This window comes from Pseudomonas sp. B20 (genome assembly GCF_020515755.1).
Taxonomy (GTDB): Bacteria; Pseudomonadota; Gammaproteobacteria; order Pseudomonadales; family Pseudomonadaceae; genus Aquipseudomonas; species Aquipseudomonas syringae.
In genome coordinates, this window is record NZ_JAHPJG010000033.1 from 1 (window position 1) to 23,637 (window position 23,637).

At 60.8% G+C, this 23,637-nt stretch carries 22 protein-coding genes; 7 read left to right on the forward strand and 15 right to left on the reverse strand.

Annotated features, from left to right (window positions below):
* Positions 1–24: 24 nt before the first annotated feature.
* The 11 genes from LIX91_RS24245 to LIX91_RS24295 all read right to left on the reverse strand — a co-directional run bounded on the left by LIX91_RS24245 (position 25) and on the right by LIX91_RS24295 (position 13,059).
* Entirely contained in the window at positions 25–1,482 is a 1,458-nt protein-coding gene (locus LIX91_RS24245) for an NAD-dependent succinate-semialdehyde dehydrogenase (protein ID WP_226489328.1), read from the reverse strand.
* Between the two features lie 114 nt (positions 1,483–1,596).
* On the reverse strand, positions 1,597–2,754 hold the full coding sequence (gene argE / locus LIX91_RS24250) for an acetylornithine deacetylase (RefSeq protein WP_103689156.1): 1,158 nt from the start codon (positions 2,752–2,754) through the stop codon (positions 1,597–1,599).
* Positions 2,751–3,920, reverse strand: a complete 1,170-nt coding sequence (locus tag LIX91_RS24255) for an NAD(P)/FAD-dependent oxidoreductase (protein ID WP_226489329.1) — start codon at positions 3,918–3,920, stop codon at positions 2,751–2,753. The genes argE and LIX91_RS24255 overlap by 4 nt, the downstream gene beginning before the upstream one ends.
* Positions 3,917–5,326, reverse strand: coding sequence for an NAD(P)/FAD-dependent oxidoreductase (locus LIX91_RS24260; RefSeq protein WP_103696553.1), 1,410 nt, complete (start codon positions 5,324–5,326; stop codon positions 3,917–3,919). Before LIX91_RS24260 ends, LIX91_RS24255 begins: the two co-directional genes overlap by 4 nt.
* Positions 5,305–5,616: a (2Fe-2S)-binding protein gene (locus tag LIX91_RS24265; protein ID WP_003413966.1), complete on the reverse strand. Its 312-nt coding sequence runs from the start codon at positions 5,614–5,616 to the stop codon at positions 5,305–5,307. Before LIX91_RS24265 ends, LIX91_RS24260 begins: the two co-directional genes overlap by 22 nt.
* Positions 5,613–7,454 carry an ABC transporter ATP-binding protein gene (locus LIX91_RS24270; protein ID WP_103696552.1) on the reverse strand — a complete coding sequence of 614 codons (1,842 nt, stop codon included), beginning with the start codon at positions 7,452–7,454 and terminating at the stop codon, positions 5,613–5,615. The genes LIX91_RS24265 and LIX91_RS24270 overlap by 4 nt, the downstream gene beginning before the upstream one ends.
* A 1-nt stretch (position 7,455) precedes the next feature.
* Positions 7,456–8,334 (reverse strand): ABC transporter permease, encoded by an 879-nt coding sequence (locus tag LIX91_RS24275; RefSeq protein WP_003408293.1) that lies wholly within the window; start codon positions 8,332–8,334, stop codon positions 7,456–7,458.
* Positions 8,331–9,287 (reverse strand): ABC transporter permease, encoded by a 957-nt coding sequence (locus LIX91_RS24280; protein ID WP_226489330.1) that lies wholly within the window; start codon positions 9,285–9,287, stop codon positions 8,331–8,333. Before LIX91_RS24280 ends, LIX91_RS24275 begins: the two co-directional genes overlap by 4 nt.
* Positions 9,288–9,318: 31 nt before the next feature.
* Positions 9,319–10,956, reverse strand: a complete 1,638-nt coding sequence (locus LIX91_RS24285) for an ABC transporter substrate-binding protein (protein ID WP_046236616.1) — start codon at positions 10,954–10,956, stop codon at positions 9,319–9,321.
* Between the two features lie 93 nt (positions 10,957–11,049).
* The gene (locus LIX91_RS24290; RefSeq protein ID WP_032702531.1) at positions 11,050–12,324 is read right to left on the reverse strand and encodes an NAD(P)/FAD-dependent oxidoreductase; all 1,275 of its coding nucleotides are present in this window, start codon (positions 12,322–12,324) and stop codon (positions 11,050–11,052) included.
* A 66-nt stretch (positions 12,325–12,390) separates the two neighbouring features.
* Complete coding sequence (locus LIX91_RS24295; protein WP_003408298.1) at positions 12,391–13,059, reverse strand: haloacid dehalogenase type II; 669 nt, start codon at positions 13,057–13,059, stop codon at positions 12,391–12,393.
* A 534-nt stretch (positions 13,060–13,593) separates the two neighbouring features.
* Between LIX91_RS24295 and LIX91_RS24300 the strand changes: the two genes are divergently transcribed.
* From LIX91_RS24300 to LIX91_RS24315, 4 genes are all read left to right on the forward strand, one after another.
* Positions 13,594–14,451, forward strand: coding sequence for a GNAT family N-acetyltransferase (locus tag LIX91_RS24300; protein WP_004412245.1), 858 nt, complete (start codon positions 13,594–13,596; stop codon positions 14,449–14,451).
* 298 nt (positions 14,452–14,749) lie between these two features.
* On the forward strand, positions 14,750–15,463 hold the full coding sequence (locus tag LIX91_RS24305) for a cupin domain-containing protein (protein ID WP_122335404.1): 714 nt from the start codon (positions 14,750–14,752) through the stop codon (positions 15,461–15,463).
* Positions 15,464–15,899: 436 nt separating this feature from the next.
* Complete coding sequence (locus LIX91_RS24310; protein ID WP_080393217.1) at positions 15,900–16,349, forward strand: hypothetical protein; 450 nt, start codon at positions 15,900–15,902, stop codon at positions 16,347–16,349.
* Between the two features lie 129 nt (positions 16,350–16,478).
* Positions 16,479–17,186: a hypothetical protein gene (locus LIX91_RS24315; protein ID WP_226489331.1), complete on the forward strand. Its 708-nt coding sequence runs from the start codon at positions 16,479–16,481 to the stop codon at positions 17,184–17,186.
* 95 nt (positions 17,187–17,281) lie between these two features.
* Here LIX91_RS24315 and LIX91_RS24320 read toward each other — a convergent pair whose 3' ends face one another.
* The 4 genes from LIX91_RS24320 to LIX91_RS24335 all read right to left on the reverse strand — a co-directional run bounded on the left by LIX91_RS24320 (position 17,282) and on the right by LIX91_RS24335 (position 21,127).
* On the reverse strand, positions 17,282–17,785 hold the full coding sequence (locus LIX91_RS24320) for a GNAT family N-acetyltransferase (protein WP_004412254.1): 504 nt from the start codon (positions 17,783–17,785) through the stop codon (positions 17,282–17,284).
* Between the two features lie 128 nt (positions 17,786–17,913).
* Entirely contained in the window at positions 17,914–19,461 is a 1,548-nt protein-coding gene (locus LIX91_RS24325) for a phosphoenolpyruvate carboxykinase (protein ID WP_003408316.1), read from the reverse strand.
* A 179-nt stretch (positions 19,462–19,640) separates the two neighbouring features.
* A complete protein-coding gene (gene hslO, locus LIX91_RS24330) occupies positions 19,641–20,543 on the reverse strand; it encodes an Hsp33 family molecular chaperone HslO (protein ID WP_003408317.1) in 903 nt (300 codons plus the stop codon).
* A gap of 176 nt (positions 20,544–20,719) precedes the next feature.
* On the reverse strand, positions 20,720–21,127 hold the full coding sequence (locus tag LIX91_RS24335; RefSeq protein ID WP_004412259.1) for an RNA-binding S4 domain-containing protein: 408 nt from the start codon (positions 21,125–21,127) through the stop codon (positions 20,720–20,722).
* 171 nt (positions 21,128–21,298) lie between these two features.
* Here LIX91_RS24335 and LIX91_RS24340 point away from each other — a divergent pair, with 171 nt between their 5' ends.
* From LIX91_RS24340 to rimK, 3 genes are read left to right on the forward strand one after another with little or no spacing between them, the layout of a single operon-like run.
* On the forward strand, positions 21,299–22,081 hold the full coding sequence (locus LIX91_RS24340) for an EAL domain-containing protein (RefSeq protein ID WP_032697543.1): 783 nt from the start codon (positions 21,299–21,301) through the stop codon (positions 22,079–22,081).
* 49 nt (positions 22,082–22,130) lie between these two features.
* Entirely contained in the window at positions 22,131–22,574 is a 444-nt protein-coding gene (locus LIX91_RS24345; RefSeq protein WP_174518740.1) for an ATP-dependent zinc protease, read from the forward strand.
* Entirely contained in the window at positions 22,571–23,476 is a 906-nt protein-coding gene (rimK, locus tag LIX91_RS24350; RefSeq protein WP_003318100.1) for a 30S ribosomal protein S6--L-glutamate ligase, read from the forward strand. The genes LIX91_RS24345 and rimK overlap by 4 nt, the downstream gene beginning before the upstream one ends.
* Positions 23,477–23,637 lie beyond the last annotated feature (161 nt).

Consider the following 23,637-nt stretch of genomic DNA (forward strand, 5'->3'; position numbering starts at 1 on the left):
GGGGACTCGCTGTTTTCTCCGCCTCTACAACCCCCCCACATGAAACGCCTTCACTTCCAGGTATTCATCCAGTCCGTAGCTGGAGCCTTCGCGGCCCAGGCCGGATTGTTTGATGCCGCCGAACGGGGCGACTTCCATGGAGATGATGCCGGTGTTGAGGCCGACCATGCCGAACTCCAGCGCCTCGCCGAAACGCCATGAAAGGCGCAGGTCCTGGGTGAAGTAATACGCGCCAAGGCCATAAGGCGTGGCGTTGGCCAGTGCCAGCGCTTCGGCTTCATCTGTGAAGCGCATCAGCGGTGCGACCGGGCCGAAGGTTTCTTCGTTGGCCAACAGCATGCCCGCGTGGGTGTCGCCCAATACCGTGGGCTGGACGAACTGGCTGGTGCCGTCGGGAGAACCGCCGTGCAGCAGTTTCGCCCCCTGGCTCAGTGCATCGTCGATATGCCGGGCGACTTTGCTGACCGCCGCCGGATTGATCAGCGGGCCGATGGTCACGCCCTCTTCCAGACCGTTGCCGACCTTGAGTTTGCTCACTTCCTCCACCAGCCGTGCAGCGAAGCGGTCATAAATGCCGTTTTGCACCAGAATGCGGTTGGCGCACACGCAGGTCTGCCCGGCGTTGCGGAATTTGCTGAGCATGATGCCCGTCACCGCCTGTTCCAGGTCCGCGTCGTCAAACACGATGAAGGGCGCGTTGCCGCCCAGTTCCAGGCTCAGACGCTTGATGTGTTCGGCGCTCTGGCGCATCAGCAGACGGCCGACCGGCGTCGAACCGGTGAAGGAAATCTTGCGCACCACTGGGTTGCCGGTCAGCTCTTCGCCAATCCCGGTGGGCATGCCAGTGATGACGTTGAACACCCCGGCAGGAATGCCTACGCGTTCGGCCAGCACCGCCAGCGCCAGGGCTGACAAGGGCGTGAGGTCCGATGGCTTGACGATGATCGGGCACCCGGCAGCCAGGGCCGGCGCGCACTTGCGGGTGATCATGGCGTTGGGGAAGTTCCACGGCGTGATCGCGGCGCAGACACCCACCGGTTGCTTGAGGGTCATCAAGCGACGGTCTGCGCTGGGCGCGGGAATGGTTTCACCGTACGAGCGACGCGCCTCTTCGGCGAACCATTTGACGAAGCTGGCACCGTAGCGGATCTCGCCGCGCGACTCGTTCAGTGGCTTACCCTGCTCAAAGGTCATGATCAGCGCCAGGTCTTCGACGTTGTCGAGCATCGCCTGATGCCAGCGCTCCAGCAGCGCCGCGCGTTCGGCTGCGGGCCGATCGCGCCAGGCAGGCCAGGCGCGATCGGCCGCTTCAATGGCACGCCGGGTTTCGACGCCCTGCAGGGCTGGCACCTGCGCCAGCGTCTCGCCGTTGGCCGGGTTGTTGATGGTCAGGGTTGCACCATCGTCAGCGCTGATCCATTGCCCATCGACGTAGGCGCGGTCTACCAGCAGGCTGGGGTCTTTCAACTGATTCTTGAGCATGATCAAGTCCTGTTCCGGGATGACTGCCAGTCTAGGCAGACGCCACAGTCCAGGATGCTGAAAGCGCGATAACGGCAGCGTCCGATGCTGAAATTTGCCTGCGGACGGCAGCCTCTACTGCTTCAACGACCCCAGCAGACTCTGCAAAAAGCGCTCGCCTGCGTCCATCTGGCTCTCGTCGATAAACTCGTCCGGCTTGTGCGCCTGCTCGATGGAGCCTGGCCCGCAGACCACCACCGGCACGTTCAGGCGCCCGGCGAACAGACCGCCCTCGGTGCCATACGAGACCTTGATGTGCTGTGTGCCCGGTTCGGCAAACGCATGCAGCAGGCGCACCGCCTCAACGCTTGGATGGGTCTCCAGCGCCGGGTATTCGTTCATGACTTCGATCTCGATGTCTGCCACACCCGACAGCTGTCGCGCTTCACGTACCAGCACCTCGGCACGCTCGCGCAATTGCTCCAGCAACGCATCGGGGTTGTCGCCCGGCAGGTTGCGGTACTCGAATTCCAGGGTGCACAGGTTGGGCACGATGTTCAGCGCCTTGCCGCCATCGATACGGCCGATGTGCACGGTGCTGTAAGGGATGTCGTAACCCTCGTCCCGCGCGCCCTGCTGTTCGATCTGCTTCTGGCTCTTGCGCAGTTCGGCGATGAAATCGCTGGCCAGGTGAATCGCGTTGACCGCGCGCGGTGCCAGCGAGGAATGCGCCTCCTGACCTCGACAGAAGGTGCGATAGGACGCCTTGCCCTTGTGACCGACGGCGAACTGCATCAGGGTCGGCTCGCCAACCACGCACAGAAACGGACGTACCGGTGCCAGGTGCAGGACGTCAAGCAGCCGCCGCACACCGACACAGCCGATCTCTTCGTCGTGGGACAAGGCCAGTTGCAGCGGGCGCATCAGGGTCATGTCTGCGGCATCGAGCATTGCGTCGATAGCCAGGGCGATAAAGCCCTTCATGTCGCAGGTGCCACGGCCGTAGATGCGCCCGTCACGCAGGGTGGCCTGAAACGGTGGCATGGTCCACGCCTGACCGGCAGCCGGCACCACGTCGGTGTGGCCGGACAGCAGCACGCCGGGGACATCTTTCGGTCCGGTGCTGGCGAACAGGTTGGCTTTCTTGCCGGTCTCGTCCTTGACGATCAGCGACTCGATGCCTTTGCTGGCCAGCAGTTCGCGGACGTATTCGATCAGTGCCATGTTCGGCTCCGACGACACAGTGTCGAAGGCGATCAGACGCTTGAGGATTTCCAGTGCGCGGGGGCTCATGAGGCTTTACTCGTCTGTTCAGTGAGGTTGTCCACAAGGCTGACATCAAACCGGCGAATGTCGAACGGGCTGATCGAGGTGCTGGTCGCGCCGGTGCTGATCAGCTCAGCCATCACGTCGCCCACGCCCGGGCCGAGCTGGAAGCCGTGGCCGCAGAAGCCGAACGCATAGAACAGGCCGTCGATCTTGCCGCTGCGGCCCATCACCGGCAGCGAGTCCGGTGTGTAGCCTTCGATACCGCTCCACACGCGGATGATGTTCAGGTTGCCCACGCCGGGCAACAGGCGACGCATCTGCTGCACCTGATTGACGATGCTGCGCGGCTCGACATAGGCGCGGCGGTTGATCATGTCCGGCTTGCTGCGAAAACCGCCGCCGATGATGATGTTGCCGCGGGCGATCTGCCGGAAGTAGATCACTTCGTGGGGAATTTTGGTGAACACGCCGATCACTGTCGGCAGTGCATACGGCACCGGCTCGGTGACGGCCATCTGCGGACCATGGGTGTCCAGCGGCACGGATTCGCCAAACTGCGTGGAGAGTTTCTGTCCCCAGGCGCCAGCGGTGATCAGCAACTGATCGGCGCTGAAAATGCGCCCGTCAGTGGTGGTGACTTCAAATTCGTTACCGACCTTTTCCACATGAGCCACTTCGGTACGCTCTTCGATCCGCGCCCCGGCCCGAATCGCGGCGCGGGCGAAAGCCGGTGCCGCCAGACGCGGGTTGGCGTGGCCATCGTGTGGTGCGTAAGAGCCGCCCTTCACGTCGGGGCCAAGAAACGGAAAGCGCTCGTGCAGCGCTTTCCCGCTGTAGATTTTCAGGTCCAGCTCACGGGCTTCCGGGGCTGCTGCGTAGGCTTCCAGCTCGGCGATTTCGTCCTCGCGATAGCAGACGCGCATGTGGCCGCTGGGCAGAAACTCCAGATCTTCACCGATCAGCTCCGGCAGCCGCTGCCACAACGCTCTGGAACGGTTGGCGAGCTCCAGCTGACCGAGATGCCGGCCCTGACGGCGCACGTTGCCGAAGTTCACGCCGCTGGCGTACTGGCCGATCACGTCGCGCTCCAGCAGCGTCACCGACTTGCCGCGCTGGCGCAGAAAGAACGCTGATGCCGAGCCCATGAAGCCGCCGCCGACAATCAGTACGTCCACCTTTGGCTGCTTCATGATGTCACCTCGTCGATCAGCATCGACAACGGTTTGACCGGTGCCTGACCGCGCTGACGACCGACCTGCTCGACCGGCACGCCGGCTTCGGCTGCGATCACTTCGGCCCCGGCCTGCGAGCAGTAACGGCCTTGGCAGCGGCCCATGCCGACGCGACTGAAAGCCTTGGCGCGGTTGACTTCGCAGGCGCCCTTTTCTCGTACGACGCCGCGCAACTCTCCGGCGCTGATCATCTCGCAGCGGCAGACAATCGCATCATCCGGCAAGGCCGCCGCCTGGGCCGCAGGCCACGGAAACGCTTCGGCCAGCCCGACCCGAAAGCGGTCCATTACCACCAGGCTCTTGCGCACTTCTGCCTGACGCGAGTTATCCACAGGCAGGTCAAGGTCTTCCAGCAGCGCCATCGCCACCAGTCGACCGGCCTGTTCCGCCGCATCGGCGCCACGAATCTTCGCGCCGTCACCTGCGGCGTAAAAACCTTTGACCGAGGTACGTCCCTCTTCATCGACTGCCAGCACCCATTGCCCGGACGCTTCGTCGAAACGTAACTGGCAGCCGGCCAGATCAGCCAGCTGGGTTTCCGGACGCAGGTGATAACCCAGCGCCAGGGCATCGCAATCGACGTCCAGCGCGGTGCCATTGGCCAGCTTCACACGCACGCCGGTCACGCCGTCCTGTTCGCTGCCGATTATTTCCTCGGGCTGCACGCCCAGATGCACCGGCACCCCGGCGCTGTACAGTTGGCCCAGCAGTTTCATGCCGTTAAACAGCAGACCGGGGCGCGCCAGCAATTTGGGCATCGCGCTGACGCGTTTGCCGAACGGTGAGGTGTCGAGCACTGCGGCGACATCGGCACCGGCTTTGACGTACTGGCTGGCGACCAGGTACAGCAGCGGGCCGCTGCCCATGAACACCACGCGACTGCCAATCGAGACCGATTGCGACTTGAGCGCAATCTGCGAGCCGCCGAGGCTGTAGGTGCCTGCCAGTTGCCAGCCCTTGATCGGCATCAGACGGTCGGTGGCCCCGGCACACAGGATCAGCGCGTCGTATTCGACCACGGTGTGCACGCCCTGACTGGCACAGCACAGCTCGCCGTGGGTCAGGTTCCAGGCCAGGGTGTCGGGACGGTAGTCGATCTGCGTGCGCAAGCGATCGAAGCTTTCATGCAGGTCACGCGCCTTGGCCGCTTCGGTGCCATACAGCGCCGAATAATCGCGTTTGAAGCCTTCTGGCTGCCGGCGATAGATCTGCCCGCCGTCACGCCGGTTTTCGTCGATCAGGATCGGTTTGATGCCCGCAGCCAGCAAGGTTTCGGCGCAGCGGGTGCCTGCCGGACCTGCGCCGATGATGACCACTCTCGGGCTGCCAGGGTTGCGAACGTCTAACCGTGAAGAAGTGGCCATTTCGCCTCCGGTTGGGTGGTGACGATGTCGAGTCCGTCGCGGACTTCGTTGGAGCAGGCGCGCAGCCGCTCGCCGCTGCGGGTCCAGACCCAGCAATCCTGGCAGGCGCCCATCAGGCAGAAACCTGCACGGCGCCCGGTGTCGAATTCGGACTGGCGCAGCGTGGCCTTGCGGGTCAGCAACGCCACCATCAGGGTATCGCCCTGCAATGCCTCGATGGGCGCGCCATCGACCATCAGGCTCACGACCGGGCGATCACGCTCGCCCAGCCTCACAAAACGGCCATTCATGCGTAAGCTCCGACGGTTTCAGGATTCAGGTTTTCTTGCACGGCCTGCAGCTCGTCGCTGTCGCGGTGGCAGAGGATCTCGCTGCCACCTGCGATCAGGCGGCGGCCCGGCGCGGTCTTGTTGCACAGGCCTTCGATTCGGGCCGGGCAGCGATTGAGGAAGGTGCACAGCTCCGGATTGTTGGCCGGTGCGCTGATGGGCGGCAGCTTGCCGCTGGTTACGCCGCAGGTTTCCAGCCAGCCCTGACGCAGTTCCGGCACCGAATGCACCAGCAGATCGGTGTAGGGATGGAACGGCATTCGGCTGAAGGCTTCGCGGCTGCCCTCTTCGACCTTGTGGCCGCTGTACATCACCACGATGTCGTCGCACAGCGCGCGCACGGTGGAGATGTCGTGGCTGATGAACAGGTAGGAAACCCCGAGCTTGCGGCGCAGTTCGCCGAGCAGTTCAAGGATGCACGCACCCACCACGGTATCCAGCGCCGAGGTCACTTCATCACAAAGGATCAGGTCGGGCTTGGCCGCCAGCGCACGGGCCAGGTTGACGCGTTGTTTCTGCCCACCCGACAGTTCGTTGGGACGCCGCTCGGCCAGCTCGCGGGGCAGGCGCACCAGGTCCATCAGCTCGTCGATGCGCTCGCGCAGGGCCCTGCCCTTCAGGCCGAAATACATCTTCAGCGGGCGCGCCAGAATTGCGCTGATGCTGTGCATCGGGTTGAGCGCGGTGTCGGCGTTCTGGAACACCATCTGGATGCGCCGAAACTGTTCTTCGGTACGCCCCGCCAGGGTGCCGGACAACTCGGCACCGTCGAACGTCAGGCTGCCATGCGCCGGGTCCAGAAGACCGGCGACCACGCGGGCCAGCGTCGATTTGCCCGAGCCCGACTCGCCGATCACGCCAATGGCCTGACCACGGCGGATGGTCAGGTCGATGTCTTCCAGCACGCGAATCATCGGCATGCCTTGCAGGTTCTTTTTGCCGTAGCCCGCCGTCAGTCCCTTGATGGTCAACAGCGTGCTGTCCTTGACCACTTCGCTGGCCGGGCTCAACACCTTGTCCGGGCGCGCTGCCGCCAGCAGGCTGCGGGTGTAGGCGTCCGCAGGGCCTTTGAGCAGTGCCGCGGTGCTGCTCTGTTCGATGATCCGCCCGCCATTGAGCACCACGATCTGATCGGCCATCTGCGCCACCACCGCAAGGTCGTGGGAGACATAAACCGCCGTGGCACCGCGGTCGCGGACCACCCGCTTGAATGCGCGCAGCACGTCGATCTGCGTGGTGACGTCCAGTGCGGTGGTCGGCTCGTCGAGGATCACCAGCAACGGATCACTGATCAGCGCCATGGCCGCCATGACTCGCTGCAACTGGCCGCCCGAGACCTGATGCGGATAACGCCGGCCGATGCTTTCCGGATTGGGCAGCGCCAGGTCGCGGAACAGCTCGACGGCCTTGGCTTCCAGTTCCGCGCGGCTGCCCAGACCGTGAATCAACGCACCTTCGATCACCTGATCGATCAGCTTTTTTGCCGGGTTGAAGGCCGCTGCGGCGCTTTGCGCAATGTAGGAAACGCGGTTGCCACGCAGGCCCTGCAATTGGCTTTCGGGCAGGCTGAGCATGTCGTGCTCGCCCACTTGAACCACCCCGCCGGCCAGCGTGCAACCGCGTCGGGCGTAACCCAGCAGGGCCAGCGCGATGGTGGTCTTGCCGGAGCCCGACTCGCCGATCAGTGCCAGCACTTCACCTTTTTCCAGCGCAAAGCTGACGCCTTTGACGATCTCCAGCTCGCCATGGTCGCCCTCGGCAACCACGCGCAGGTCTTGCACACGAATCAACTGGCTCATCTCAATGCCCTCCCGAACGACGACCGCGCCGCGAGGCCAGCCGGTCGATGAGCAGGTTAACGCCGATGGTCAGGGTGCCGATGGCCAGTGCCGGGATCACGATGGCCGGCGCGCCCTGGCTGAGCCCGCCGATGTTCTCGCGGACCAGCGAGCCAAGGTCGGCGTCAGGCGGTTGTACCCCGAGCCCCAGAAAGCTCATGCCGCTGAGCAGCAAGACGATGAAGCCGAAGCGCAGGCCCAGGTCGGTCATGACCGGGTTGAGCATGTTCGGCAGGATTTCCCGGCAGGCAATGTAGATACGGCCCTCGCCGCGTGTGCGCGCCACTTGCACGTACTCCAGCGCCTCGATGTTCACCGCCAGGCTGCGCGCGATCCGAAATGCGCCCGGCGTGTAGCTCAGTACCGCCGTGCAGATCAGCAGCACCTCGGACGAGCCGAATGCCGAGACCATGATCAGCGCCAGCATTTTGCTGGGGATCGAGATGAATGCATCCATCAGGCGGCTGATAATTTCGTCCAGCCATCTTGGCGCGACCACCGACAGCAGCGCGCACAGGGTGCCGATGCCGCTGGCCAGCACGGCAGAAATCAATGCCAGGCCGACGGTGAAGCGCGCGCCGACCAGCACGCGGCTGAGCATGTCGCGGCCCAGGTAATCAGTGCCGAACGGGTACGCTGCGCTCATGTTTTCGAACATGTTGTCGGAGACCACTTCGCCCACCGGATGCGGTGCCAGCCAAGGGCCGAACAGAGCGACCATCAACCAGATGAAGCACACCGTAGCGCCCAGCAGGCCAAGCCATGAGGTCGGACGGGAAGCCTTTTTGCGAAGCACCGGTTGCGGCGCCGCAGGCGTCGATTTCGCAATGAATTGAGTCATTGGGTTCTCAGCCTCGGATTGGAAAGAATTGCACACAGGTCGGCCATCAGCACCAACCCAAGGTAAGCGGAGCAGAACAGCATCGTGCAGCCCTGTACCAGGGCCATGTCACGGTTGGTCACGGCATCGACCATCAGGCTGGCGATGCCGGGATAGTTGAAGATGGTCTCGACGATGACGACGCCGCCGAGCAGGTACGACAGGCTCAGTGCCACGGCGTTGACGATCGGCCCGATGGCGTTCGGCAAGGCATGGCGCAATACGATACGCACCGGGCTGACGCCCTTTAGGCGCGCCATTTCCACATACGGGCTGTCCAGCTGGTCGATGACCGCCGCGCGGGTCATGCGCGCCATCTGCGCCACGATCACGCAGCACAGGGTCATCACCGGCAACGCGTAGGTGCGCATGAACTGCCACGGCGAGCTGACATCGGCGCTGTAGGACAGCGCGGACAGCCAGCCCAGATTGACGGCGAAAATCAGCACCGCCAGCGTCGCCACCAGAAATTCGGGTACGGCGACCAGTGACAGGGTGATGAAATTCAGCGCGCTATCCAGGCGACTGCCGCGGTACATCGCTGCGCCAATCCCCAGTGCCAGCGCTACCGGTACCGATACCAGCGCGGTGGTGGCCGACAGCATCAGGGTTTTGGGGAAGCGTCCGGCAATCAGCTCCGAGACCGGCATCGCGTTGGAGACCGATTCGCCGAGGTTGCCGCCGAGCAGGTTGGTCAACCAATGCAGATAACGCACCACACCTGGCTGATCGAGGCCCAGCTGGGTACGCAATGCCGCGACCTGTTCAGGCGTCGCGAATTGCCCAAGGGCCTGTTGTGCGGCGTCTCCAGGTAATACCGCCGTTATGGCGAAGACCACGATGGAAACGATCAACAACGTCACGATCGCCGCGCCGAAGCGCTGCACGATCAACCAGAGTGTGTTGCTATTCATCTGCGTCCTCCTGCTCGGTTCAGCGTTTCATTTACGCGTCCAGCCACACCTGCTCGCTGAACATGTAACCCATGAAGCCGCCCAGCGGGTTGCTGGAGTAGCCCTGGATACGCTTGTCCACACCGTCGATGTTGCTGATGAACACAGGGATGCCAATGCCGCAGTTCTGGCTGACCAGAGCCTGCATGTCGCCATACATTTTGCCGCGCTTGGCTTCGTCGGTTTCGCCACGGGCCAGCAACAGCAACTGGTCGAACTGGTCGTTTTTCCAGCCGGATTCATTCCACGGCGCGGTGGACTGGAAGAACTGCGAGAAGATTACGTCGGCGTTCGGGCGCGGGTTGATGTTGCCGAAGCTCAGCGGGTGCTTCATCCAGTGGTTGGACCAGTAGCCGTCGCTAGGCAGACGGTTGACGTTGAGGGTCAGGCCGGCCTGCTTGGCGGACTGTTGCAGCAGCACGGCGATGTCCACCGAACCGGTCGCGGCAGGCGATGCCGCGACGGCCATGGTGATCTTTTCCATGCCGGCTTTCTTGAGCAGGAATCTGGCTTTTTCCGGGTCGTAGGCGCGCTGTGGCAGGTCAGCGTTGAAGTAGCGCGAGCCTGGCGAGATCGGGTGGTCGTTACCCACGCGGGCGTAGCCACGGAACACCGCCGATTTGACCTGTTCACGGTCCAGCAGGTACTTCATGGCCTCGGTGAATTCCGGGCTCTTGCCGGGCATCTGGTCCTGACGAATGATCAGGTCGGTGTAGTTGCCGGACGGGGCATCGACCACGCGGTGTTTGGCGCTGGCGGCAATGCGTGTGGTCGAGCGCGGATTGACCTCGTTGATCATGTGCACATCGCCGGACAGCAGCGCGTTGACCCGCGATGGCTCGTCGGCGATGGCGATGAATTCGATTTCGTCCAGGTACGGCAGGCCCGGCTTCCAGTAGTTGGGGTTGCGCGCACTGACCGAGCGCACGCCAGGGTTGAATTCCTTGACGGTGAACGGCCCGGTACCGATGCCTTTGCTGAAGTCGGTGGTGCCTTCGGGCACGATCAGCAGGTGCGAGACCGCGAGGATCGACGGCAGCTCGGCGTTTGGCGAGCTGAGGGTGATCTGCACTTCCAGCGGGCCGGTGGCCTTGATCTCGGAAAACTGCGCCATCAGTGGCAGGACTTTCGAGCCGGTGGCCGGGTCCTTGTGGCGCGACAGGGAGAACACCACGTCGCCAGCGGTCAGCGCCTTGCCGTTGTGGAAGGTCACGCCCTGGCGCAGGGTCACGGTCCAGACTGTGGCGTTGTCGCTTTCGATCTTCTCGGCCAGCTCCATGTGCGGCACCAGATGGCTGTCGAAACGCGTCAGGCCGTTGTAGAACATGAAATGACGTACGTAGTCGGTAGACAGCGCGCCCTTGGCCGGATCCAGCGTATCGGCGGTAGAACTGGACATGCCGGCAACCCGAATGCGGCCGCCCGGCTTGCCTTTGACAGGGGCATCCGCGTCGTCGGCAAAGACCTTGCCGGCTGCGCCGAACAGGCTGGTGGAGCCCGCCGCAACTACACCTGCAACACCCAGCATGCGCAACGCATCGCGCCGCGACAGGCCACGATTGAGACCTTCGAAAACCCGCAGGCTGTCTTCACCTGTGATCAACGCGGAGTCGGTTTTTTTATCAGCCATATCAGTTCTACCTGTCGAAAAGGGGAAATTCCGAATTGCTCACGGTTGGCCGGAGCGTCCTTCAAACACACACGACGACGGTCAGACAACCACTCAGTGGCGGCTGTCCTGATAGCGGTAATACGCGCCTACCAGCGGCAGAAACCATGGCTTGCCGAAATGGCCGGGAATGGCTGGCCAGCTCAGGTCCTTCCAGGGATTGGCCTGTGCCTTGCCTTCCATGACTTCGGCCATCATCCGCCCCATGTGCACCGACATCTGTACACCGTGGCCGCTGTAACCCATCGAGTAGAAGACCCCGTTGTGTTCGCCTGCACGTGGCAGACGGTCGGAGGTCATGTCCACCAGTCCGCCCCAGCAGTAGTCGACCTTGACGTGTGCCAGTTGCGGAAACATCTGCACCATGGCCGCCTGCAGCACCTTGCCGCTCTTGGCGTCGGAGCTGCTGTTGGACATGGCGAAGCGTGCTCGCCCACCGAACAGCAGGCGGTTGTCCGGTGTGAGGCGGAAATAGTTGCCGATCAAACGGCTGGTCACGTAAGCGCGCTGGTGGGGGAACAGTTGGTCGATCAGCGCTTGCGGCAATACTTCAGTGACGATGACGAAGCTGCCGACCGGCACGATGCGCCGGCGATACCAGCCCAGTCCGCCATGCTGGCAGGCACCGGTCGCCAACATCAGCTGGCCGGCCTGGATCGAGCCTTTCGAGGTGTTGACCACAAAGCCGCCACGGTTGGCTTTCCAGTCTTTTACCGTCGCGTTCTGATACACCCTTGCGCCATGGCGCACGGCCGCATCGGCGAGACCCAGACCGAAACGTCCGACATGCATCTGTATGCCGTTGCGCTGCAGCAGGCCACCGTGAAACTCGTTCGAATCGATTTCGGCGCGCACGTCCTGAGCGGACAGCAGCTCGACGTCAGCATCGACTTCACGGCGGATCAGCTCGCAGGTGCGCGCCAGCCCTTCGTAATGCCCTGGCTTGGCCGCCAGCTTGAGCTTGCCGTTACGCTTGACGTCGCAGGCGATGTTTTCTTCGTCGATCACCGTCACGACGCTCTGCACCGCGCTTTCGTAAGCCTTGTAATACTCGCGGGCCTGATCGGCACCCAGGGTTGCGCTCAACGACGCATAGTCCTGAGCCACGCCGGTATTGCACTGTCCGCCATTGCGCCCCGACGCTTCACCGATCACCCGGCCCGCTTCCAGAACCACCACGCTGGCACCTTTCAAGGCCAATGCACGCGCCGCCGCAAGGCCGGTGAAACCGCCACCGACCACCACCACGTCAGCCTGCCCCTCCACTGCGCCATCCTGCGCGCCGGTAAAGTCTGGAGCCGTATCGAGCCAGTAAGACTCACTGCGCATATCGTTCCCCTTGTCACTCATCGAAGAGCACCTTGAAAAATGCCGGTGTCACGCGATTTGCCTGGCTTAGAGGCCGACCAGAGCGGCCAGTCCGCCGATATCCGGAATCTGATGATATTCGTAGAAGCTGTTGGCGGGCTGTTCATGACCGCGAGCCACAAAGGCCTTGTTTTTGATTTTCATGTCATGCGCCGAGAACAGGTCGTAACGGAAGCTCGATGACACATGCAAGATGTCTTCCGGACCGCAACCCAGGTTGTCGAGCATGAACTCGAAGGCTGCCAGACGCGGCTTGTAGACCTTGGCCTGGTCGGCGGTGAACACCTTGTGGAACGGCGCGCCGAGCTTTTCGACGTTGGACATGATCTGGCTGTCGCTGGCGTTGGAGTAAATCACCAGCGGGATCTTGTCGGCGATTTTCGCCAGACCGGCAGGCACATCGGCGTGTGGGCCCCAGGTCGGTACGGCGTCGTAATACAGTTGGCCTTCTTCGCGGTATTCAACGTTCCAGCGCTTGCAGGTGCGCGCCAGTGCGACTTTCAGGATTTCGTCGTATGGCATCCAGTCACCCATGACCTGATCCAGACGATACGCCGAAAAATCCCTGACGAACTGATCCATCTGTTCAGCCGGAACGCGGTCGGCAAACAGCTCGCGCGTCATGGTGCCCATGTGGAAATTGGTCAACGTGCCGTAGCAGTCGAACGTAATGAATTTTGGTCGAAGAAAGCTCATTGTGTGCGGTCCTGAAAGTTCGTTGAGGTCATGGCATGACGAGCAATCCGGCCTGATGTCCAGGGGCGGTGATGCACGCTGCAGCACAACCTCATTACAACACCGTGAAATCAGCAGATGGCGTTAAAAGTGATGGCTGCTTGATAGAAACCACCGTTTTGAGGTGCGCGCTCAGCAGACTTTGCGGGGCGCTCCAGCCTTGGGCAGAGCCCGGTTTTCGGCGCTTTTATGACCCTTTTCAGGGCGCTCGGGCTCAAACACGCGGGTTTGCGCCGCAGAAACTGCGCCGCGTCAGTGGTTGGCGAGTGACAAATGCCGGCAGCTATATAAAGAGCCTGAACGCGGGGTAAAAAACCTAAGCATTTGCTGCCGGAGGCCCGGCCGATTTAAGCAGTAACTGTGGTCTGGCGAACGGCACTTCGTGGAATCTGCCGAATGCGCCCAGCCCTCTTGTCACCGCCTGCAGCAGATGGGATACAGCAAGCCTGGCGCATCCTTTTATTGCCGGTGCATCCTTCTGGACGGAGACACGTCATGCTCGCTCAGCAACGCCTCGACTTTGAATTTCGCCCCATGACCGCAGCCGATGTCGGCAACGCGCATGAGTTATCCATCGCCCTGAAGTGGCCGCATCGGCTTGAAGACTGGGCCATGCTGCAACGCGTCGCCCAGGGTTTTGTCGCGGTGCACAACGGCCGTTTGATCGGCAGTGCCTTTGCCTGTCATCAGGGCGAGTTCTCCACCATCGGTCTGGTGATCGTCAGTGACGATTACCAGGGCAAAGGCATTGGTCGCAAGCTGATGGAACTGGCGGTCGGCTGCGTCGCGCCGCGCACGGCGGTCCTCAACGCCACGCTGGCGGGTGCGCCGCTCTACGCGAAAATGGGGTTCGTCAGCTTTGGCGAGATCCAGCAGCGTCAGGGACAGGCGCAACCACCCGGCACCACCGTATTGAAGGCACAGGAGCGTTGCCGCGGGCTGAGCGAGGCCGACCACCCTCGCGTACTGGAACTGGCCAACGCCGGTTCGGGTATGGACCGCTCGGTGACGCTGGGCGATGTGCTGAACAACCTTGAGCACGCCATCGGCATCGAGCACGACGGCCAGTTGCAGGCCTTTGCCCTACTGCGCCCTTTTGGCCGTGGCCTGTGCATCGGCCCTGTTGTCGCCCAGAGCGTTGACCAGGCCAGGCACATGATCGGAGAACTGCTGGCCCGCGTGCCTTACGCCTTCGTACGTATCGACATCCCGACCGACAGCGGCCTGGCCGACTGGCTGGAGGAAGCCGGCCTCAAGCGCGTCGACAGCGTGACCTGCATGAGCATGGGCGCAGTCCCGCAAGCCACCCAGGGCGTGCGCCAGTTTGCGCTGATTACCCAGGCGATCGGCTGATCGCCCGTAAGCACCTCATCGTGCCAATGCTCTCGCAGAGCGTCACGAAATGCATTACCACGCAGAGCGCTCATCGTTATACATAAGTCGCGGAGAGCCCCGAATACGTGCTTTTCAGGCTTCCGCCCGCAGGGCGTAGGAGCGAACTTGTTCGTGAAGACAGTCGATCATACCGGCCCTTTCGCGAACAAGTTCGCTCCTACGGCCTCCGGCCAGAAGCAAAAGCGGATTTGTGTATAACGCCGAGTCCGGAGCGTGGGAACGATCATCAACGCTTCAACTTCAGGAGCCCGACCCGATGCCCCAACCCACTGTTTTGCTATTGGCCCGCGCTGACCTCAGCCCGGTAGACACCGAATTCACCACTGGCCCCATCGATGCGCATGACTCGTTCGATACTGAGCGTCGCACAGCGTTCATCGATGATCAGGGCATTGCGGCCGGCCTCGTGCACTTCGGCACGTCGCTGTCAGTGGCAGCCTACCCCTACACCGAAATGCTGGTGATGCATCGCGGCTCCGTCACCCTGACCTCCGGTGCCGAGAGCCTCACCATCAAGACCGGTGAAAGTGCCGTGATCGGTCGCGGCACTCAAGTACGTATCGACGCGCAACCGGACAGCCTCTGGGCGTTCTGCGCGTCCACCCAGGCCAGCGGGCCAGACAAGCCCGGCATCACCGCGCTCGACCGCCTGGCCATGCTCACGCCGTCTTCACCGCCAGACCCGGCGATCATGATCAGCGCGCTGCCGCAATGCCGCAGCAACAACCTCTTCGAAGACAGCGCCAGCACCCTGCGCATCGGCGTGTGGGACTCGACACCCTACGAGCGCATCTCGCGGCCGCACAAGATCCATGAACTGATGAACCTGATCGAAGGCAGCGTCGAGCTGAGCCTGGAAAACGGCCCGAGCCTGACCGTGAACACCGGCGACACCGTATTCGTCGCCCAAGGCGCGCCCTGCAAGTGGACCAGCACTGCGTATGTGCGCAAGTTTTATGCGGTGACGTGAAGTAGGGGGATGCGCCCTTCAGCTCTGAGGGGCGCTTTAATCTGCACACTTACAATTTCTGCCGGCGCAGTTAATCCAACTCGATACTAAAAGACAAGAACAATTATCGTCATTAACTGATTTGCAAAGAATCAGAAGTTTCCTACTTTTCTTTCCCATCTCACGTGCTAAAACATCTCAACGGATTGCAGGAAACTAATCTTTTCTTCTAACCCGTTCAGCGGAGTCACCCCTGCTTTTTAGTATAGGGTCATCCTCCGACTGTCATCGACATAAACACCTTCAGGTGGACGGCGCACTTTCTGTGCGCTGATACATGGCGGATTTTAATCGGGCGATAGCGCGTGCACGTCAATACATGCGGCTCACTGCTGTCGTGCGTTCGCCTTGCTTAATGTAATACGAACTTAATTAATTAACTCAGGAACTACCGATCATGAAAACAAAAAACGTCTTGCTGACTTCTCTTGCTCTCGCCACGCTGTGCGCCACTGTTGTTGCGCACGCGGGACCACCGGTTACGGTGACGTTCAAAAATCTGGGAACAGAGGCCGCGAAGCATAAGCCTGTTACGCGTAACGAGTTATCGACGCTACGCAACGCCAGAACAGCCATTGGCTCTACCGTTCAACCCGGCGATTCAAACTTTTATACGGTGCAAAGCACGCTCTCACCTGATGCCAGCTACGCCAGTGTTCGTTATGTGATGGGTTCCAAGGTATGTGTATTCTCGACCACCTTTGTAAGGCTGGCAGGCGCGGGTGGAGTCAAGGTTCCAAAGTGGAACCGTACTGCAACGCCTGAAGGTGGTGCGATTTGCACAGCTACCTCCAGGGTCACCGATCTCTCTACCCATGCATGGACTGCTGAATTCACCATGAAATAATCTCAAGGCGTGCGCGTTACAAAATTACGCGCGCGCCTGCCTCCGGAGGAAACTAAAGCTGAATCTGATCGTGCCGATATAGATAGCGAATATAACGCCATGGATTGGCAACTGACGCGAGGACGCAGCATGTTCGACATTTCTCACATCACGGCCCTTACCAGCAGCCCTACCCTGACGACTGTTGCGAAAGAGGTTTCCCCAACCAGTAGCACGTCGGCAATAAGTAAACTATTTTCTGAGCGCGCCGCTGATAGTGCAACCCTCTCCACGTTGTCCAGTCAATTAAGCAGCAGCGCGATGCGCGCTCAGATTCGCGATAGTAGTCTAGGCTTCAAAGAGCTGGGTGCGGTGGCAACATCCATTAACGACAAGATCGCGGGTACACACTATTACGCCAACAGAGCACTGCACGATGCGGAGGTCCCCGATACCGACGATCCAGCGCTGCTCGAAAGAGCCAGGCAGGCTACGCTGTTCAAGAATGGCGGGGCAGCAAACCCGTTCTCAGGATTATCTCAGGATCAACTCAAACTGATCATGTATGACGAAGGTGGCGAATTCACCATTAATGAGCGTAGTGCGGCTTCGTCCGAAAACCATCTTCAACAGGAAGCCTGGAATAGAGCGATGGGCAAACGCTATGTCGACGAATACAACGAAACCGGCAAAAGTACCCAAACACTGGTGATGCTTCTCGCCCACTACGACCAGCTGCCACCCATAGAAAAGGCCCAATACCCCGCCCATTACGCCGCCAACATTACATCGGGGGACAGCTCGGCGATGGACATTTTCAACACGCTGAAAAGCCAGTCAGGCATTCAGGGGACTTGAGCGCCTATGACGGAGCACGCGGGTTCGCGTGCCCTCTATGGCTGTCGGCGTTCTGCTGCATTGCGGTTCGCCGACACCGCTGCGGTGTAGCCAGGTCATTGTTCTTTCAAGGCCAGCACATAGAACTTGCTGTCCACCGCGATCAACGGAAAGCTCGCAGGCAGGTCCTCCTTGGTGATTTCTCTGAAGCCGTGCTTTTCATAGAAGCGATGCGCAGCGTGAAACTTGTCGGTCGTGCCCAGGAATACTTCGCTGACGCCCTTGCGAGTTGATTCCTCGATCAGGCGCTCGAGCAGTCTGGCTGCAACGGAGAATTCCCGGCCGCGAAACGGGGCAGCGACAAACATCTTGCGCAGTGCTGCCTGCCCTGCGCCGATGTCCCTGAGGCCGATGCTGCCGATGACCTGAGCGTCTTGTACCGCAACCCAGAAATCCCCTGTGCCGGTCTGGTAAAAGTCCGGAATCGCTTTCAGGTCAGGCTGGTCTTCGGCGGTGATGGGAATACCGAACTCTTCACGCTGGATTGGCAGGATCATCGCCGATACACCTGACTCGTCGCTCGGCACGAAACGCCGTATCTGAATCCCGTTTACGCCCACAACACACCTCCTGGTCATCGTCCTCAGTGAAAATCAGTATTCCAGACAAGCAAACGCCCCGACAAGTCGAGGCGTTTGCTTGAGCATTTTCGAGGGTCACACGGGCGTGTGACCCTGAAGATGTTTAATTACAACTTCGGACCCGCAGCCTTGATGGCGTCGCTCACGTCGAACTTTTTGAAGTTCTCCACGAACAGGCCAGCCAGTGCTTTTGCCGCTTCGTCGTAGGCAGCCTTGTCAGCCCAGGTGTTGCGTGGGTTGAGCAGGCCGGTATCTACGCCGGGTACCGACTTCGGTACGTCGAGGTTGATGGTGTCGAGGTGTTCGGTTTCGGCACCGATCAGTGCGCCGCTCTGGATCGCTGCGATCACGCCACGAGTGGTCGGGATGTTGAAGCGCTTGCCGACGCCGTAGCCACCGCCGGTCCAGCCGGTGTTGACCAAGTAGACCTTGGATTTGAAGCCGCGGATGCGCTTGATCAGCAGTTCTGCGTACTCGCCAGCCGGACGCGGGAAGAATGGTGCGCCGAAGCAGGTGGAGAAGGTGGACTTGATGCCCGAACCCGAACCCATTTCAGTCGAGCCGACCAGTGCGGTGTAACCCGACAGGAAGTGGTAGGCAGCCTGTTCTTCGCTGAGGATCGACACAGGCGGCAGTACGCCGGTCAGGTCGCAGGTCAGGAAGATAACGGCGTTCGGCTCGCCACCGAGGTTTTTCGGTGCGCGCTTCTCGATCAGTTCGCGCGGGTAGGCGGCGCGGCTGTTCTGGGTCAGGCTGCTGTCGGCGTAATCGGCTTTTTTGGTAACCGGGTCGAGTACGACGTTTTCCAGTACGGCGCCGTGCTGGATGGCTTTCCAGATGACCGGCTCGTTCTTCTCGGACAGGTCGATGCACTTGGCATAGCAACCGCCTTCGATGTTGAACACCACGCCTTCGCCCCAGCCGTGCTCGTCGTCACCGATCAGGTAACGGCTTTCGTCGGCGGACAGGGTGGTCTTGCCGGTGCCGGACAGACCGAAGAACAGGGTTACATCGCCCTCTTCGCCCATGTTGGCCGCGCAGTGCATCGGCAGAACGTCGTACGCCGGAAGCAGGAAGTTCTGCACCGAGAACATGGCTTTCTTCATTTCGCCGGCATAACGCATGCCTGCGATCAGCACCTTGCGGGCGGCGAAGTTGATGATCACGGTGCCGTCGGAGTTGGTGCCGTCACGCTCAGGGTCGCAGACGAACCATGGCGCGTTCTGGATTTCCCACTCGTCCTTTCCTCCAGCCGGGTTGTACTGTTCAGGGTTGATGAACAGGCAACGGCCGAACAGATTGTGCCACGCAGTCTCGGTGGTCATCTTGACTGGCAGGTAGTGCGCAGGATCGGAGCCTACATGAACATGGGAAACGAAGCGCTCGCGCTCGGCGAGGTACGCGCCGACACGGTTCCACAGGGCGTCGAATTTCTCGGCCGGGAACTTGCGGTTGATCGGGCCCCAGGCGATGGCGTCCTGAGTGCTCGGCTCTTCAACGATGAAACGATCGACCGGCGAACGGCCAGTACGATGGCCTGTCTCCACAACCAGTGCGCCAGTATCGGACAGTACGCCTTCTTTGCGGGCAAGGGCTTCCTTGACCAGTTCGTCGGTGCTCAGATCGGTGTACACAGCGTTGTTGGTTTGCGTCATGAGGTTCCCCGTCGGCCTGTGGCCGAGTGCTCCAAACGGTTTTGTAGTAAAAAAACAACCACTACTACAGCGTAAAAGTGGGCCGGATTATGCCAGAAATGCCTGGAAATGGTAGGACCCTCCTGTCAGAACAGCATTACAGGGGCCCACACCGTATTCTGAGGCCCTTTACGCGATGATTAATGGCGCGTGTCAGATGGCGAATCGACACCGCCGCCAGCAAACAGCTGCGCGACGTCAGTGGCATCGAACAGATAGCGCTGGTTGCAGAACTGGCAGTCGATCTCGATCGTGCCGTTGTGCTCGATAACCAATTGCTGCGCGTCCTCCAGCCCAAGGCTGGCCAGCGCATTGGCCGAACGCTCACGCGAGCAACTGCAGCGAAAGCAGATGGGCTGCTCGTCGAACAGGCGAACCGGGTCTTCGTGATACAGGCGATGCAGAATGGTCTGGTTGTCCAGCCCGAGCATTTCCTCGGCCGTAAGGGTGTTGGCCAGGGTGATGACGTGCTCCCAGCTGGCGTCGCGCTCTTCCGGATCGGTGATCTGTGCGATGGGCAGCTGTTGCAGCAACAGACCACGGGCGCGATGACCGTCGGCCTTGAGCCAGAAACGCGTGCCGAGCTGTTCGGACATCACGAAATAGTTGGAGAGGCTTTCCGACAGGTCGACGCCGTCGAGGGCAACGATGCCCTGATAGCGCTTGCCCTTGTTCGGGTCGATGGTCAATGCCAGCGAGCCATCGGGCATCAGGTCCTGCAGACCTGCGCCTGCTGTGACCAGTGCCTCGTCATAACGGGCAATGCCACGCAGTTCACGCTCGCTGGAGCACTCGACCATCAGCAACGGCACTGCGCCGCTGGAGCGTGCCTGGAGGATCAACAGGCCGTCGAATTTGAGGGTGCCGACGAGCAGCGCGGCAGCCGCCATCAGTTCGCCAAGCAACTGCGCGACCGGCTCCGGGTAGGGATGCTTGGCGAGCACTTCGGCGTAGCTGCGCTCCAGGGCGACCAGTTCTCCGCGAACGTCGCTTTCGTCGAAGATGAAGCGTTGGGTGAAATCGATGTTCGGGAAATCATGCATAGGTAGGCAAGGTATCTGAAGTAATGACAATGGATGGCACGCGGCTGAGGAAGCACCGTCCGGCACTCGAAAGCGCCGTGGGCCATGCGGATTGACCGCATTTTAGGAGCTATGCGGTGCGCTTCCAAGCTGGATGGCACGTCGGACTGATAGCCGGAGCTGCCCGGTGCTGTGTTTCAGTCGTTGTTCTGGCTGGCGCGGAAGCCGAAAAGCTCCCGGCGTTGTTTCTTGGTCGGCTTTCCGTCGGTGGTCACACCCAGGTTGCCGGCCTTGCGCTGAGCCGCCGCATTCTCGCGCCTGGTGATGCTCTCGGGTGTCTCGTGATACAGCGTCTGAGCCTCCGGCGCGCCACGCCGAACGATGGACAGAGCCTCGACGACTACGGTGCGGTCGTCGAAACCCATGCGAATCTGAAACTCGTCACCGATACGAGGCTCCTTGCCGGGCTTGCAACGTTCGCCGCGACAGTGCACCTTTCCGCTTTCAATAGCCGCTTTGGCCAGCGCACGGGTTTTGAAAAAGCGCGCGGCCCACAGCCATTTATCCAGGCGGACCTTATCGTCTTCTTCCGGCTTTTGCGCCATTTGAATTCCTCATCAATGTGACAGTCTGAACGTTACCGGGCCAGATAAACCAGGCGTCAGCACACGCTCGCCCACTTTTTCTGCTCCACTATGAACATGAAGTAACCGATACGTGCTTGTCAAAAACAGCTATTCACCTTTTCATTGCCCCACACCCCTATGGAGCGCGACGTGACAGATTTTCCAACTTCGTTGACCGCCCCGAGAAAAGGGTGTGCGGGATGCACAGACAGTCCAGAGCTCGATTTTTCGTTCGACTATGCCTATCAGCCGATCGTGAATCTTCACGACCATTCGATCTTCGCCCACGAGGCGCTGGTTCGCGGGCCCAACGGCGAGGGCGCAATGTCAGTCCTGAGTCAGGTGACCGACCAGAACCGCTATCGATTCGATCAGAGCTGCCGCACGACCGCCATCGCCGGCGCTGCGAATCTGGGCATGACCGAGCGGTTATCGATCAACTTTTTGCCAAATGCCGTGTATCGTCCCGAGCTGTGCATTCGCAGCACGCTGGAAGCAGCCAAGCGGCATGATTTCCCCATCGAGCGGTTGATTTTCGAAACCATCGAAAGCGAACATGTCTGCAATAACGGCCATTTGAGCAACATCCTGCGCGAATACCGGGAGTTCGGTTTCATGACCGCCATCGACGATTTCGGTGCCGGCTACTCCGGCCTGACGCTGCTGGCTGATTTTCAACCCGATCTGATAAAACTCGACATGCACCTGATTCGCGACATTCATCGTGATCGCGCACGTCAGGCCATTGTTCGTGGCGTTGTCACAATGTGTACGGACTTGGGGATTAAGCTTATCGCCGAGGGTATCGAACACGTTGAAGAGCGGGATTTTCTCGCCGACTGCGGTATCTCCCTGATGCAGGGCTATCTGTTCGCAAAACCTGCATTCAAAGCGCTGGCCCCGGTTAACCCCGAGGCCTGGCTGAAGTCTTGAGAAGTACGGAATCGCATTGAAGACATTCGATCATCTGACAGTCATCGGCCTGCGCGAGTGGGTGGCGCTTCCCGATCTGGGGGTGGCAGGCCTGCGGGCAAAAATCGATACCGGTGCGAGCACGTCGAGCCTGCATGCCACGGAAATCGAACCTTTTGAACGCAATGGTCAGAAATGGGTACGCTTCAACGCGCATCTGGGCACTGTGGTTCAGTTGCGGCATCGTCGCTGCGAAGCGCAACTGGTTGCCATGAAAACCATTAAGAGCTCCAACGGTCAGGCGCAGGTGCGCTATGTCATTCGCACCACGCTGGCCCTGGGCGATCTTATCTGGCCGGTGGAATTCACGCTGGCTTGCCGCAAGTCGATGCGTTATCGACTGCTGCTCGGTTCCAAAGCTCTGATCGACGGCCATCTGGTGGTCAATCCGGGCATAACTTACGTACAAGACAAGCCGGTGTTCCCGGCCTCTACTTCCTCAGGTGTTGCATGAAGATCGCTGTGCTTTCGCGTAATCCGCGTCTGTATTCCACCCGTCGTCTGGTCGAAGCTGGCATTGAGCGTGGCCATGAGATGGTGGTGATCGACACCCTGCGCGCCTATATGAACATCGCCAGCCACAAGCCGCAGATTCACTACCGCGGCAAACCTCTGGAGGGCTTCGATGCGGTGATCCCGCGCATCGGTGCTTCGGTGACTTTCTATGGCTGTGCGGTGTTGCGTCAGTTTGAAATGATGGGCGTGTTTCCGCTCAATGAATCGGTTGCCATTGCCCGTTCGCGGGACAAGCTGCGCTCGTTGCAACTCCTGTCACGCCGGGGGATCGGCTTGCCGGTCACCGGTTTCGCTCACTCGCCCGACGACATTCCCGACCTGATCCAGATGGTCAACGGCGCGCCGCTGGTCATCAAGGTGCTCGAAGGCACTCAGGGGATCGGTGTGGTGCTGTGCGAAACGGCCACGGCGGCCGAATCGGTGATCGAAGCCTTCATGGGCCTCAAGCAGGACATCATGGTTCAGGAATACATCAAGGAAGCGGGCGGCGCCGACATCCGCTGCTTCGTGGTCGGTGACAAGGTCATCGCCTCGATGAAGCGTCAGGCCAAGCCAGGCGAGTTCCGCTCCAACCTGCACCGCGGCGGCAGCGCCAGCCTGATCAAGATCACGCCTGAAGAGCGCATGACTGCGTTGCGGGCAGCCAAGGTCATGGGGCTGAGCGTGGCGGGTGTGGATATCCTGCGTTCCAATCACGGCCCTCTGGTGATGGAGGTCAACTCCTCGCCTGGCCTGGAAGGCATTGAAGTGACCACCAGCAAGGACGTGGCCGGGATGATCATCGAGTACCTCGAGAAAAACAGCGGCCCGCACATGACCCGTACCAAAGGTAAAGGCTGACTGCCCGCCCTTGTTTCGATTGCACAGGCTGGTGTTCTGTCTGCGGACCCCGGCCTGGGCATTCAGCTACCGTACATCAGGTAAACAGGCCTGTCAGTCGAGTCCTCGTCGCAGCATCCCGTCTTTAATCCCCCGCCCCTCTGTTCAGCTTGAGGCGACGT